Annotated in this window: 15 protein-coding genes; 3 read left to right on the top strand and 12 right to left on the bottom strand. The window is 65.5% G+C overall.

Annotated features, from left to right (window positions below; all coding sequences use genetic code 11):
- From QZ281_RS16750 to QZ281_RS16730, 5 genes are all read right to left on the bottom strand, one after another.
- On the bottom strand, nucleotides 1-508 hold a 508-nt coding region (locus QZ281_RS16750), incomplete at its 3' end, for a flagellar assembly protein FlbE (protein ID WP_292230337.1).
- Between the two features lies 1 nt (nucleotide 509).
- Complete coding sequence (gene fliG, locus QZ281_RS16745; RefSeq protein ID WP_292230335.1) at nucleotides 510-1544, bottom strand: flagellar motor switch protein FliG; 1035 nt, start codon at nucleotides 1542-1544, stop codon at nucleotides 510-512.
- Nucleotides 1544-3175 carry a flagellar basal-body MS-ring/collar protein FliF gene (fliF, locus tag QZ281_RS16740; protein ID WP_292230333.1) on the bottom strand — a complete coding sequence of 544 codons (1632 nt, stop codon included), beginning with the start codon at nucleotides 3173-3175 and terminating at the stop codon, nucleotides 1544-1546. Before fliF ends, fliG begins: the two co-directional genes overlap by 1 nt.
- Before the next feature lie 129 nt (nucleotides 3176-3304).
- Nucleotides 3305-3904, bottom strand: a complete 600-nt coding sequence (locus QZ281_RS16735; RefSeq protein WP_292230331.1) for a LysE family translocator — start codon at nucleotides 3902-3904, stop codon at nucleotides 3305-3307.
- Between the two features lie 11 nt (nucleotides 3905-3915).
- Nucleotides 3916-4323, bottom strand: coding sequence for a DUF2000 family protein (locus QZ281_RS16730; RefSeq protein WP_292230329.1), 408 nt, complete (start codon nucleotides 4321-4323; stop codon nucleotides 3916-3918).
- A gap of 97 nt (nucleotides 4324-4420) precedes the next feature.
- Here QZ281_RS16730 and QZ281_RS16725 point away from each other — a divergent pair, with 97 nt between their 5' ends.
- Nucleotides 4421-4927 carry an Lrp/AsnC family transcriptional regulator gene (locus QZ281_RS16725; RefSeq protein WP_292230327.1) on the top strand — a complete coding sequence of 169 codons (507 nt, stop codon included), beginning with the start codon at nucleotides 4421-4423 and terminating at the stop codon, nucleotides 4925-4927.
- On the opposite strand, the gene QZ281_RS16720 is transcribed toward QZ281_RS16725, so the two are convergent.
- Nucleotides 4924-6507, bottom strand: coding sequence for a Na+/H+ antiporter (locus QZ281_RS16720; protein ID WP_292230325.1), 1584 nt, complete (start codon nucleotides 6505-6507; stop codon nucleotides 4924-4926). The genes QZ281_RS16725 and QZ281_RS16720 overlap by 4 nt on opposite strands.
- Nucleotides 6508-6729: 222 nt before the next feature.
- On the opposite strand from QZ281_RS16720, the gene QZ281_RS16715 reads away from it, so the two are divergent.
- Nucleotides 6730-7353: an FMN-binding negative transcriptional regulator gene (locus QZ281_RS16715; protein WP_292230324.1), complete on the top strand. Its 624-nt coding sequence runs from the start codon at nucleotides 6730-6732 to the stop codon at nucleotides 7351-7353.
- Nucleotides 7354-7409: 56 nt separating this feature from the next.
- On the opposite strand, the gene QZ281_RS16710 is transcribed toward QZ281_RS16715, so the two are convergent.
- The 4 genes from QZ281_RS16710 to QZ281_RS16695 all read right to left on the bottom strand — a co-directional run bounded on the left by QZ281_RS16710 (nucleotide 7410) and on the right by QZ281_RS16695 (nucleotide 10570).
- A complete protein-coding gene (locus QZ281_RS16710; protein WP_292230322.1) occupies nucleotides 7410-8495 on the bottom strand; it encodes a Glu/Leu/Phe/Val dehydrogenase in 1086 nt (361 codons plus the stop codon).
- A 179-nt stretch (nucleotides 8496-8674) separates the two neighbouring features.
- Nucleotides 8675-9688 (bottom strand): alpha/beta fold hydrolase, encoded by a 1014-nt coding sequence (locus QZ281_RS16705; protein ID WP_292230374.1) that lies wholly within the window; start codon nucleotides 9686-9688, stop codon nucleotides 8675-8677.
- 2 nt (nucleotides 9689-9690) lie between these two features.
- Nucleotides 9691-10278: a uracil-DNA glycosylase family protein gene (locus QZ281_RS16700; protein WP_292230321.1), complete on the bottom strand. Its 588-nt coding sequence runs from the start codon at nucleotides 10276-10278 to the stop codon at nucleotides 9691-9693.
- A complete protein-coding gene (locus tag QZ281_RS16695; protein ID WP_292230319.1) occupies nucleotides 10268-10570 on the bottom strand; it encodes a DUF3253 domain-containing protein in 303 nt (100 codons plus the stop codon). The genes QZ281_RS16700 and QZ281_RS16695 overlap by 11 nt, the downstream gene beginning before the upstream one ends.
- A gap of 48 nt (nucleotides 10571-10618) precedes the next feature.
- Here QZ281_RS16695 and QZ281_RS16690 point away from each other — a divergent pair, with 48 nt between their 5' ends.
- Nucleotides 10619-11050 carry a PaaI family thioesterase gene (locus QZ281_RS16690; protein ID WP_292230317.1) on the top strand — a complete coding sequence of 144 codons (432 nt, stop codon included), beginning with the start codon at nucleotides 10619-10621 and terminating at the stop codon, nucleotides 11048-11050.
- 6 nt (nucleotides 11051-11056) lie between these two features.
- Here QZ281_RS16690 and QZ281_RS16685 read toward each other — a convergent pair whose 3' ends face one another.
- Nucleotides 11057-11587 (bottom strand): hypothetical protein, encoded by a 531-nt coding sequence (locus QZ281_RS16685; RefSeq protein WP_292230315.1) that lies wholly within the window; start codon nucleotides 11585-11587, stop codon nucleotides 11057-11059.
- Between the two features lie 135 nt (nucleotides 11588-11722).
- On the bottom strand, nucleotides 11723-12073 hold a 351-nt coding region (locus QZ281_RS16680), incomplete at its 5' end, for a DUF3471 domain-containing protein (protein ID WP_292230312.1).

Below are 12073 nucleotides of genomic sequence, written 5' to 3'. Positions count from 1 at the left end.
GCGCCATGCCCGGTTCGTCACGGAAGGCGACAACCCCGGTGAAGCCGCTGTCGGCGCAGGCCTGTTCGATCTGGGCGCGCGCCGCCTCATCCAGGCCCGAGCCCCGCATCACCAGACGCGGCGAGGCGTCGATTTCCTGCGCCAGCATCTCCAGCGCGGCCCGCAGCGGCGCATTCGGGAACCTGGCCAGGGCCGCGCCGCCGATGGCCCGCGCCGCCGCCATGGCCAGATCAGCCGACTGTTCGCGGTGCGCCTGGGCGACGCTCTTCAGCATCGTCATGGCCTGGGCGGTGGACTGGGCGATATGGCTCAGGGCCATGGCGCGGATGTGCTCGACCTCGCTCAGCGCCTGCTCGCGGGCCTCCAGCCGCGCCTGCGCCACCAGGGCGTCGACCTCGGCGGGCATGAAGCTGCGCTTGGGCGCCTTCCACGCGCCGGGATGCACGACGCTGCCGTCGGCGTCGAACTCGGTGTCGAAGATGAAGGGACGGGGTTGGGGTTGGGCCATGTCAGTAAATCAACTCATCGTCGGCGCCCTGGCCGGCCAGCATGATCTCGCCGCGCGCCGCCAGATCCTTGGCGACCTGCACCATGGCCATCTGGGCCGCATCCACGTCCTTCAGACGCACTGGGCCCATGGATTCCATGTCTTCGCGCATGATCTTGGATGCGCGCTCGGACATGTTGGAGAAGAACATCTCGCGCAGGCTTTCGGATGAGCCCTTCAGCGCCAGACCCAGCTGGTCCTTCTCGACGCCGCGCAGCAGGGTCTGCACCCCGCCGGGGTCCAGACGCGAAAGGTCTTCAAACACGAACATCAGGGCGCGGATGCGCTCGGCGGACTCACGACTGCGCTCTTCCAGCGCGCCGATGAACCGGCTCTCGGTCTGGCGGTCGAAGTTGTTGAAGATGTCGGCCATCATCTCGTGGCTGTCGCGCTTGGAGGTGCGGGCCAGGTTCGACATGAACTCGTTGCGCAGGGTCTGTTCGATCTTGTCCAGAATCTCGCGTTGCACCGGCTCCATGCGCAGCATCCGCTGAACGCACTCCAGGGCGAAGTCTTCCGGCAGGCTGGTCAGAACCCGTGCGGCGTGGTCCGAGCGCACCTTGGACAGGATCACCGCCACAGTCTGCGGATATTCGTTCTTCAGATAGTTGGCGAGAACCGCCTCATTCACATTGCCCAGCTTGTCCCACATGGTCCGCCCGGCAGGGCCGCGGATTTCCTCCATCAGCCCATCGACGCGGTCCTTGGGCAGGAAGGCCGAGAGCATGCGCTGCGTCTGGTCATAGCTGCCCATGACCGAGCCAGAGCCGGACAGGCCCGACACGAACTCCAGCATCAGGCTCTCGACCGCCTCGGCGCTGACGGTGCCCAGCGTCGACATGGCCTGCGAGACTTCCTTGACCTCTTCGTCGTCCAGCCGCTCCCACAGCGCCGTGTGCTCTTCGCCCAGCGCCAGCAGGATGACAGCCGCCTTTTCAGGCCCCGTCAGCTTGGCGGCGTCCTCGACCGCAGCCTTTTTGTTGACCAGCTTCGCCATCAGCCTTCGGACACCCAGCCGCGCAGGATGCTCGTCGCCTCGTCAGGATGGCTCTGCACGAAGTCGGCGACCTTCTTGACCGAAGACGCCTTCACCTGCCCCTCGATGCGGGCGATGTCGATCTTGTGGTCCATCTCGCTGTGCGACGCCAGATGCGCCAGTTGCGGCTGCCCGTCAGGCCCCACCAGGGTCGTCTGCAGCGCCGTCACCGGCACGCCGTCACCCGCCAGAGCGGGCAGGTTCGAACCGCCGCCCACCGTCTTCAACAACGGACGCAGCACGAAGAAGATCAACAGTCCGGCGGTCAGCAGCAGCACCAGCAGTTCGATCCCGCGCATGATGTCGTTCTTGGAGAAGTTGAACATCGACGACGCCCCGTCCAGGCCGCCGCCCAGCGCGGGCTCCCGGTTGAAACGGACGTTCAGCACCTCGATCTTGTCGCCGCGCGCTTCGTCCACGCCGGCGGCGGCGCCGACCAGCGACTTGATCTGGGCGATTTCCTCAGGGGTGCGCGGCGCATAGGTCGGCTCGCCCTTGCCGTTCGCAGGCGGCGTCCAGCGGCCGTCGACAGCGACCGAGACGGACAGTTTCTTGACCTCGCCCGGCTCACGCGTGGTCGTCGTGGTCGTGCTGGAGTTCTGGTAGTTGGTGATCTCGGCGTTCTGGCTGGAACGCTCGCCCATCTGGTTGGTATCACCCGCCCCGCCCGGCATGTTGTTGGCGGCAGACACCGCGCCGTCCGGCTGGGCCTGATTGTTCTGCGACAGCGACCCGTTCGTCGAGGTCGACAGGATGACCTGGCCGTCGGGATCGTACTTCTGTTCCTGGGTGGTCGAGCGGCTGCGGTCGATGTCAGCCGACACCTGAACGCGCGCAGCGCCAACGCCGACCACGCCCTCGACGATATCCTTGATGCGCGCCTGAAGCTGGGCTTCGGTCGTGTTCTTGGTCTCCAGCGCCGAGGCGGACGAAAACTCGTCACCCTCATTGCCTGCCGCCAGGGTGCGGTTGTTCTGATCGGCGACCGTGACGCGCTCGGGCTTCAGGTTCGGCACGGACGAGGCCACCAGATTGCGGATCGCCCGCACCTGATCGCCTGACAGATCGCGCCCGCCCAGCCCCACCAGAACGGCGGCGGTCGGGTCCGAAGCGGCGGACGAGAACATCTCACGGCGCGGCAGGGTGATGTGAACGCGGGCGGCGGTGATGCCCCGCATCGACATGATGGTGCGCGACAGCTCGCCCTGCAGGGCGCGCTGCTCGTTCAACTGTTGCTGGAACTCGGTCTGACCCAGCACCGACTGGTTGTCGAAGATTTCGTAACCGACCGACCCCGTGGTCACCAGACCCTTGCCCGCGACCAGCATCCGCGCCTCGCCGACCTGATCGCGATTGACCATGATGGTCGAGCCGTCGCCCTTGGACGAATATTTGATGTTGGCCTGCTGCAGGGCGGCGGTGATTTCACCCGCCTCACGCAGATCCAGATTGGAGTACAGCAGCGCATCCGGCGCCTGCCCCATCCGCAGCATGACGGCGACCAGCACGGCGGCGACGCCTGCGGCGACGCCGAGAACCGCAGCCAGCCGACCGATCCCGAACTTCTGCAACGCCTCGGTAAAACCGCCCACGCGTCCCCGCCCCAAAACTGGCGGGAGACCAACACAAACCCGCTAGGCAGAAAATGCCGCCCATATGGTAAATGCCGCGTTAAGAGACGCTTACGAACCACAGTTCATCAGGGCTTTCGGCTCGTCCCGCTACAGATAGGCGCCCAGGAGTCCGCTCCATGCCGATCCGAACAGGGTTAACCCCAACACCCAGCCCAGGACCCGCGCACGACGCGGGCTGTCGAACAGGCGCTGGGCGCTCGCCCCGCACGCCGCCCAAACCGCCAGACATCCCAGCGAAACCGCCAGAAACACGCCCGCCAACACCAGATATCTCGACACCCCGGCCCCTTCGCCCGCAAACACGCCGACGACAGCCAGGACCATGGCCCAGGTCTTGGGATTGATCACCTGGATCGAGGCCGCCGAGAGAGGGCCGATCGAACGCCTTGCTGACGAAAGCTGAATGACATTCGGTTTGGTCGCGATCTTCCACGCCAGCCAACTGAGCCAGATGGCTCCACCCCAGCTCATGACGATTTGAACATTGGGATGATCGATCAACCAACCGCCGATCCCGACCCCAATTAACAGAACCAACCCGGCCGCACCGGCACAAGCCCCTGCAATAATTGGTAAAGTTGCGCCAAACCCATGCCGGATACTGTTGTTTAGAACCAACACATTGGTCGGCCCCGGCGTGATCGACGATACGAAGGCGAACAGAACAAAAGGCAACAACTGTGTCATGTTCGATCCACCTACGGATGCAGCCTTGCGCCCTTGACGGCCTTGTCGACCGCCTTCTTCGCCCCCCGAATAGCGACCCCCACCAGGTCTGGCGCCTGGGCGGGTTCAGCGGCGAACACTTCGCGGTTTGCGGCGTCATGCCCGGTCGAAAACATAGCCTGAACATAGGCGGCGCAGGCCAAGCCCTCTTCACCCGCCACCCGATGCGCACGCAGCAAGGCCTTGGCGTCAGAAGAAAAAATCAGAATGGGCTGCCCTAACAGGCGCGCGAAACGCCGCCCCTCTGCATCAAGATAGGGTTCGCCCATCGCCTCGGGCGCCTCACCTGCAATCCCGGTCGCGAGAAAGGCGGTCACATTCAGCTTCTGCCATGCGGCCAGATCATCCCGCACCAAGATGGCGACCTTTGTGTCGAACATACCGACCGTCTTTCAACTACTGCACCGCACTGATTTATGCGGTAAGGTCGAAATCCATATTACCTAATATTATTCCGCCCCAATAGGTTTTCGCCGCATGCCCGAAGATACGAACCGTGTGAGGTCAGCCCCGCCCTCACCCGCCCGTCTGGACGAACGGGACCGAAGATTATTAGCCCTGCTGGCCGAGGATTCTTCGCGCAGCTACGCCGAACTGGGCGCCCTGCTGCACCTGTCGGCGCCCGCCGTGCATGAACGGGTCAAGAAGCTGCGCCAGGAAGGGGTCATCAAGAAGAACGCCGCCGTTCTGGACGGCGCCAAGCTGGGCCGCCCGTTGCTGACCTTCGTCCATGTCGACACAACCAACTGGGCCGTGACCCGTCACCTGCTGGCGCTGCGGGACTTTCCTGAGGTGGAGGAAATCCACACCGTCACCGGCGAAAGCGCCATGTTGCTGAAGGTGCGAACCCGCGACACCCAGGCGCTGGAAGACCTGCTGGAGCGCATCCACTCGATCGAGGGCTTCACCGGCACACGCAGCTACATCGCCCTGACCACCTATCTGGAGCGCGGCCCCAGTCCGTTGTCCGACCGCGAGGACTAATCCCCCCGCTGCAGGGTGATGCCCATCTCTTCGACGTCGAGGTCGCGCTCCAGTTCGTGCAGCACCTCGTCCTCGATGGCCCCTGCGCGGTGGATGCGGATCAGTTCCTCGCGCGCCGCGGCGATCCCCTTCAGCAGCACATCGAAGTGCGGCCGCAGGTTCTCCATGACGGCGCTGGCGTCCGCCTCGTAGCGATCCATGAAGGCCATGCGTTTGCGGTATTCCTCCAGCAACTGCGGATGGATCAGCGTCCCATCCTCGTCGTAGGCCAGCTTCTCCACCATCGCCATGCGTGCCCGCGCCATCGCCCCTTCGGTCGCCGGCATATCCATCTTGGCGGGTGGATCAGTGTCCGCAGGTCGCACCAGTCGGATCAGCCACCCCAGACTGCACCCCTGAATGACCACCGTGGCGAAGATCACCGAGAAGGCGCAGACCAGCATCAGGTCACGACCCGGCATGTCGATAGGCAGGGTCAGGGCGACGGCCAGCGTCACCACGCCCCGCATCCCGGTCCAGCCCAGCACCGTCGCCTGACGCCATCCCAGCGGCTTGGCCCGCGCCACGCCCAGTTGACGCGCCAGGGCCTGAACACTGTCCGAGGCGAAAATCCAGACGAAGCGCGACAGCACCACCGCCGCCACGACGCCCACAACAGCCCAGATCATCGACACCGGCACAGCCCCGACCCCGCCCAACCGCTCGACCACGCCGCGCAGGGAAAAGCCGATCAGGATGAAGACCAGGGCCTCCAGAATGAAGACCAGAACATGCTGGAACGAGTTGCCGACCAATCGCACCTGGGCGGTGAACACCTCATGCTGGAACCAGCCCAGCGCCAGCCCTGCGGTGACTGTGGCGATCACGCCCGAGACATGGACCGCCTCACCCGCCAGATAGGCGCCCCACCCCAGCAACGCCGTCGCCACGACGATCAGGGTTCCGTCCTTCAGCCGCCGCACGGCCATCAGCCAGAAGGCTGCGACGGCCGCCCCGACGACCACGCCGCCAATAGCCACGACGGCGAACTGCTGCACCGCCTCGCCCGCGTTGAACACGCCGCTCAGGGTCGCTGCGACCGCGAACCGGAACAGGATCAGGCCGCTGGCGTCATTCAGCAGGCTTTCGCCCTCCAGCAGGGCCGTCAACCGCCGCGGCAGATGCACCCCCTTCAGCACCGCCCGCGCCGACACTGCATCAGGCGGCGACACAATGGCGCCCAGAGCAAAACACGCCGCCCACGGCAGGGCCGGAACCAGCCAGTGCGCGACCACGCCGATGACCAGCGTCGTGAACACCACGGCCCCGACCGCCAGCGACAATATCCCGCCCAGATGCCGACGAAACCGCCCCAGCGCCGTCGAATAGGCCCCGTCCATCAGCAGCGGCGGCAGGAACAACACCAGCGCCAGCTCAGGGTTCAGCGAGATCGACGGCAGCCCCGGCACAAAGGCCAGCGCCCCGCCGCCCACCAGCAAGGCCGTCGATGGCGGCAGCTTCAGCTTCAACGCGATCCAGTGCAGCGCAATGACCAGCACCAGCAGCACCAGCACCAGCTCGAAGATTTCAACGACGTGCATCCAACCCCGCTCCCGACACACCCGGCGGATCGTCGCCCGCGCAACGGTCACAGCCTCTGACAGTGGTCAGCCGTTGAACGACAAAAGGTCGCATCGGTTCATTGCGGGGCGTTCGATGATGCGAGCAGCGCGCCCTTCGGTCCTGAAACCTGCCGTGACCATGCGTGTTTGGCCAATCACGCCCGTCCACCCTACCCAAACGGCCTGTTTTGGAGAGGCGCGATGTATAACCCCCCGGCGTTCAGCGAGGATCGGCCCGAGGTTCTGGCCGCAGCGGTGCGCGCCCATCCTCTGGGCACGCTAATTACGTCAGGAGCATCAGGCCTGCTCGCCAATGTCGCGCCCTTCATGATGCGTCAGGAGGGCGAGACCTGGGTTCTGCGCAGTCATCTCGCCAAGGCCAACGACCAGATCCCGGATCTCCGCACGGGCATTGATGCGCTGGTGATGTTCCAGGGACCTCAGGCCTATGTCAGTCCCACCTGGTATGCGACCAAGCAGGAACACGGCAAGGCGGTCCCGACCTGGAACTATGTCATCGCCCAGATGTGGGGATCGGTGATCCTGCATGACGATCCCGACTGGATTCTGGACCAGTTGCACGAGATCACCGGTGCACAGGAGGGCGGCCGCGCCCAGCCGTGGCAGGTGTCCGACGCCCCCGCCGACTATATCAAGGCGCAGTTGCGTGGCATCGTCGGGCTGGAAATCCGCCTCACGAAAATGACCGGCAAATGGAAGCTCAGCCAGAACCAGCCAGAGCGTAATCGGACGGGCGTCATCGACGGTCTGCGTGACGACGGCCAGCATCAGGTGGCGGACCTCGTCGCCAGTGCTGTTCTCTAGCGAACAGAACAGACATCGCCCGAACCGTCAGCCGGTCCGGGCGATGCAAAAAGGGCTTAAGCCGCCTTCTTGAGCTTTTCTTCCGCCGCTGCCGCAATGCGGGATTCAGCGATGGCGTCGGCGATTTCGTGGGTCGGACGGTTTTCGACGGCCGAACGTTCCAGGATTTCGTCGAAGGTTTCGATCAGACGCGACAGCTTCTTCTCGACCCAGGCCGGGTCGAAGGCGCCCTTGGTCTGACGAGCGTTCATTTCCGCCGCCACATTGATGATCCCGCCGCCGTTGACGACATAGTCCGGCGCGTACAGCACGCCGCGTTCGAACAGGATGCGGCCGATTTCCGGCGTGGCCAGTTGGTTGTTGGCGGCGCCGACCACGGCCTTGGCGGTGATCCGGTCCAGCGTCTGCGGGTTCAGCGTCGCACCCAGGGCGCAAGGCGCATAGATGTCGGCCTTGACGTCATAGATGGCGTCCGGGGCCACGATCTCGGCGCCGGTGCGAGCGGCGACTTCGGCCAGGGTGGCGGTGTTGACGTCGGTCATCACCAGCTTGGCGCCCGCAGCCGCCAGCTTGTCGGCCAGGTATCCGCCAACGTGGCCCACGCCCTGCATGGCGATGGTCAGGCCGGTCAGGTCGTCCTGCTTGAACAGGCGGCGCGCGACCGCCAGCGTCGAGCGATAGACGCCCTCAGCCGTCACCGGGCTGGGGTCGCCCGAGGCTTCCGGTCCGTCCTTCAGGCCCAGAACCCGCGACGTCGTCTTGCGCGCCTCGGCGATGTCGGCGACCGACACGCCCACGTCCTCGGCGGCGTAATAGATGCCGCCCAGCGTATCGACGGCGCGGCCAAAGGCGCGGAACAGTTCAGGCGTCTTCTGGGTGCGGCTGTCGCCGATGATCACCGACTTGCCGCCGCCCATTTCCAGGTCCGCGACAGCGTTCTTGTAGCTCATGCCCTTGGACAGACGCAGCACGTCCTCCAGCGCCTCGGCCGAGGAGGTGTAGTTCCACATCCGCGTGCCGCCGACGGCCGGGCCGCGCGCAGTGGAGTGAACGGCGACAATCGCCTTCAGGCCGGTTTTCTCGTCGTAGAAGGCGTGGACGCCTTCATGGTTCGCGAACGACGGCGAATCGAACAGTGTCATGCCCATAGCCGGGCCTCCCAGGGTAATATTATTCTTGCCCAGACATTAGGCCGCCCACCCCTAGGCTTCAAGCACGACAATTTCGCGGCACAGCCCTACAGCGCAGGACTTGACCCGTGTGCAGCGCAGCAATGCACATAATTGTCCGTAGAGCGACGTTCGGCGCTTAGCACCACCAATCAGCGCGCCCGTTTCTCCAACTCAGGCAGCACGGGTTGCGCGCCGGACGGCAAGGCTCCGCGCGGATCACGCAGGAAGGCCGCCACGTCGCGATAGACCACCTCGGCCTGCAGATCCCGGTTCAGCAGATGCCAGGCGTCGGGATAGAAGGCCGTCCGCATCGTCGAACCGGCAGGAACCTGGTCCAGCGCGCGCCTCACCGCCGCCTTGCCCACCACCTCGTCATGGGCGCCGTACATCAGGATCGACGGCGCCTGCGACAGCCCCACCTTGCGGGACGCGCTCTCCATCAGATCGACCAACCCGTAGATGGTGTCGAACCGGGTCGACAGCAGGCTCTCCGGGTCGCGCCCGTTGCGATACAGCTCCAGCCAGTTGGACGAGGCGACGATCCGGCTGGAAATGAAGGACGGCGGCTCCACCGCCAGCGGCCCGGCGACCCGCGCGGCGACATTCAGCACCGAACTGTTTAGCCAGCCTTGCGCCGACCAGCCCCAGACGCCGGGCGACAGGAACACCACCCGGTCTGCATTCGGCGGGCGATCCGATCCGAACGCCGCCGCCGCCACCGATCCGCCCATGCTCTCACCCACCACCGCGATCACCGCACGGGGGTATCGGGCGCGGGCCATGGCGACCGCCTCGCGCACATCGTCGGTCATGCGGGCCTCGCCCGCCCATTCGCCGCGTCCCGGCGCCTGTCCAAAGCCGCGCTGGTCATAGGCCCAGGTCTCGATCCCCTGCTCGGCCCACCACGGCCCCGCCAGCCGGAAGGACGCCGCATGGTCGTTCATCCCGTGCAGAGCCACGATCACCGCCCACGGCTCCTGGTCCTTGGGCGACCACCGCATCAGCGGCAACCGCGCCCCGTCCGACATCACCAGCGCCCGATCCTCGACGTGCGGTCCAGAAAACCCGGCGGGCGGCGTCAGCGGCGCCTGAATATGCGGCGTAGCGCAGGCAGACAGGGTCAGGGCGGCGGCGATCCCAGCCACAGCCGCCAAGGCGCGCACGTTCAAACCAGTATCCCCCGCACCCGCTCTCTCAGATACGGAACCACCTCCGCATCGAACCACGGGTTCTTTCTCAGCCAGGCCGTATTTCGCCACGATGGGTGGGGCAGCACCAGCACATCCGGCGCATAGTCGCGCCACGCACGCACAGTCTCGGTCATGTTCCGCTTCGTCCGGCCTTGCAGCGCCCAGGTCTGGGCATAGCTCCCAACCAGCAGCGTCAGTTCCATGCGCGGCAGCGCATCCATCAACTGCGGTCGCCACAGTTCGGCGCATCGCGGCGGCGGCGGATAATCACCGCCCTTTGGCGCTGTTCCCGGATAACAAAACGCCTGCGCCGCCACGCCGATACGGTGATCGGCATAAAAGGTCGCATAGTCCACGCCCATCCAGTCGCGCAGCCGGTCGCCGGACGGATCGGTGAACGGCAGGCCGCTCTCATGCACCCTGCGGCCCGGCGCCTGACCACAGATCAGCAGACGCGTTTCAGGGAACACCCGAATGACCGGGCGCGGCGTATGCGCAAGCACGCCTGCGCAGGCGCGGCAGGCGCGTATGTCGTTCAGAACCTCTTGGAGGTCAGTCGTCATCGCCCTCGACGACGGGCGGACGGCGGCTCAGGGCCAGGGCCGTTTCCTCTTCGGTCGGCTGACGCAGGCGCGTCACACCGCGGAAGTTGTCCGGATCAACCGGCTTGCCCTTCTTGGTGATGGTCAACTGGCCCTGACGCATCAGGCCCAGAGCCACGGTGCGCACCTTGGGCAGCATCCGCTGCCACTGCTCCGGCTGTAGCTCTTTGGCCACTTCGGCAGGCTCGATACTTTTGCCGGGGCCGATTGCAGCCAGTTTGTTCAAAATTGCGGTTTCGATCGGATCGCTCATTGGGCCTATATGCTGCACTGCACGACCAGAAGTAAGGCCAAGTCTTCCATGCCGAAGAAAATCACCGTCACCGAGGGCGAATTCGCCGGCTGGCAGACCTACGACCTGCACGACACCTTCGACGTGGTGGTCGGTCCCTTCTACGGCAAGCTGGACCCCGACGGTCACATGCGCTGCGCCTTCCGCGCCGAGCAGAAGCATATGAACGCCGGCGGCCGGATGCACGGCGGCTGTCTGATGACCTTCGCCGACATCGCCATGTTCCAGATCGCCTATCAGGAGATGGAGGGCGCCTCGGGCGTCACCGTCCAACTGGACTCCACCTTCATCGACGGCGGCTATGTCGGCGAACTGATCGAGGCCACAGGTCAGGTCACCAAGGCGGGCAAGAGCCTGATCTTCGTGCGCGGCCAGATCAACACCGGAGACCGCCTTCTCATGACCTTCTCCGGCGTCATCCGTAAGTTCACGCCGCGCTGACCACCGTCACCGGCGCGTTTTGAACCCATAGGGCGCGGCGGGCGGGGCGCAGTTCTTCTGTTGGCCGACGCCTTTCAGGAAGGCGCGGCGGATCAGACCGGCGCGGATGGCGGACTGGACTTCGCGGCTGTGCTGGGCGGCGCCGCTCAGGCGGCGGACCCAGCTCCGGAAGGGGATGAAGTCGGTCGCTGTATCACGCACGGCGTCCAGCGCGGCGCCCGCCGCCTGTTGATCCAGCGCCTCTCCCTCCCCCGTCGTCGGCACGTCGATGTCCGGCCCCAGCGCCTCGTCCAGACGCGCGATCTCGGCGCCGATGGCGGCGCAGCGTCCCATGCCCGTCACCGCATAGGGCGCGCCCCGCGCCTGCAGCAGCACTTCGGGGATTTCCTCGCGCTTCAGGTTCAGGTCTTCCAGCGGCGCCTGCACGGCGTCGCCGACCCCGGCGTTGAAGGTCTGGGTTCCGCTGGAAAGCGACGTGCCCGCATTACAGGCCGTCAACAGGCCGCACGCGGCCATTAGGGCGATAGGTCTAAGCATCCGTCCTCCGATAAGCTGCTGGCTAGTCAAGCTTGGCGGACGCGAATGGTTCCCCGCATTAAGGATGCTGGCGTGTCGCAGTTTGGCGAAAATGCGCGACCGCCCACCCCCGATCAGCAGCGGGCGGCGGCAGGCCTATTTCCTGCGCGCAGGCATTTCGCGACCGCCCTGATGCAGCACCAGCCCCTCGATCTCGCCCGCCGCGTTGCGGGTGAAGGTGATCTGGGCGTCGATGGCCTCAACGAAGAAGGCGTCCGCCGTCTCCGGCGTCAAGGCGACCGGCTTCTGGCCCGTGGCCTGCGCCGTCAGCACCCCGTCCGTCACCTGAAGGGTAAGCGAGAAGGCAGGCGCAATCTCATAAACGCCCGCATAGGCCGCCAGCGCATCCGCCGATACCGCCGCCGCATGACGTGAGTGCCACTCATCCTCGACCACTGCCTTCTCCTCGTCCAGTGCAGCATGCATATGCGCAGACATTCGCTCATG

The organism is Brevundimonas sp., assembly GCF_018608325.1.
Classification (GTDB): Bacteria; Pseudomonadota; Alphaproteobacteria; order Caulobacterales; family Caulobacteraceae; genus Brevundimonas.
Note: the sequence above shows the minus strand (reverse complement) of the source record. Positions and strands in the feature narration are given on the sequence as shown.

Excerpts from the sequence above, each read along its gene's own strand:
- QZ281_RS16695 (WP_292230319.1), bottom strand. The coding sequence starts at position 10,570 with ATGAGCGATCCGATCGAAACCGCAATTTTGAACAAACTGGCTGCAATC.
- QZ281_RS16735 (WP_292230331.1), bottom strand. The coding sequence starts at position 3,904 with ATGACACAGTTGTTGCCTTTTGTTCTGTTCGCCTTCGTATCGTCGATC.
- QZ281_RS16690 (WP_292230317.1), top strand. The coding sequence starts at position 10,619 with ATGCCGAAGAAAATCACCGTCACCGAGGGCGAATTCGCCGGCTGGCAG.
- QZ281_RS16685 (WP_292230315.1), bottom strand. The coding sequence starts at position 11,587 with ATGCTTAGACCTATCGCCCTAATGGCCGCGTGCGGCCTGTTGACGGCC.
- QZ281_RS16700 (WP_292230321.1), bottom strand. The coding sequence starts at position 10,278 with ATGACGACTGACCTCCAAGAGGTTCTGAACGACATACGCGCCTGCCGC.
- fliG (WP_292230335.1), bottom strand. The coding sequence starts at position 1,544 with ATGGCGAAGCTGGTCAACAAAAAGGCTGCGGTCGAGGACGCCGCCAAG.
- QZ281_RS16710 (WP_292230322.1), bottom strand. The coding sequence starts at position 8,495 with ATGACACTGTTCGATTCGCCGTCGTTCGCGAACCATGAAGGCGTCCAC.
- QZ281_RS16725 (WP_292230327.1), top strand. The coding sequence starts at position 4,421 with ATGCCCGAAGATACGAACCGTGTGAGGTCAGCCCCGCCCTCACCCGCC.
- QZ281_RS16715 (WP_292230324.1), top strand. The coding sequence starts at position 6,730 with ATGTATAACCCCCCGGCGTTCAGCGAGGATCGGCCCGAGGTTCTGGCC.
- QZ281_RS16720 (WP_292230325.1), bottom strand. The coding sequence starts at position 6,507 with ATGCACGTCGTTGAAATCTTCGAGCTGGTGCTGGTGCTGCTGGTGCTG.
- QZ281_RS16730 (WP_292230329.1), bottom strand. The coding sequence starts at position 4,323 with ATGTTCGACACAAAGGTCGCCATCTTGGTGCGGGATGATCTGGCCGCA.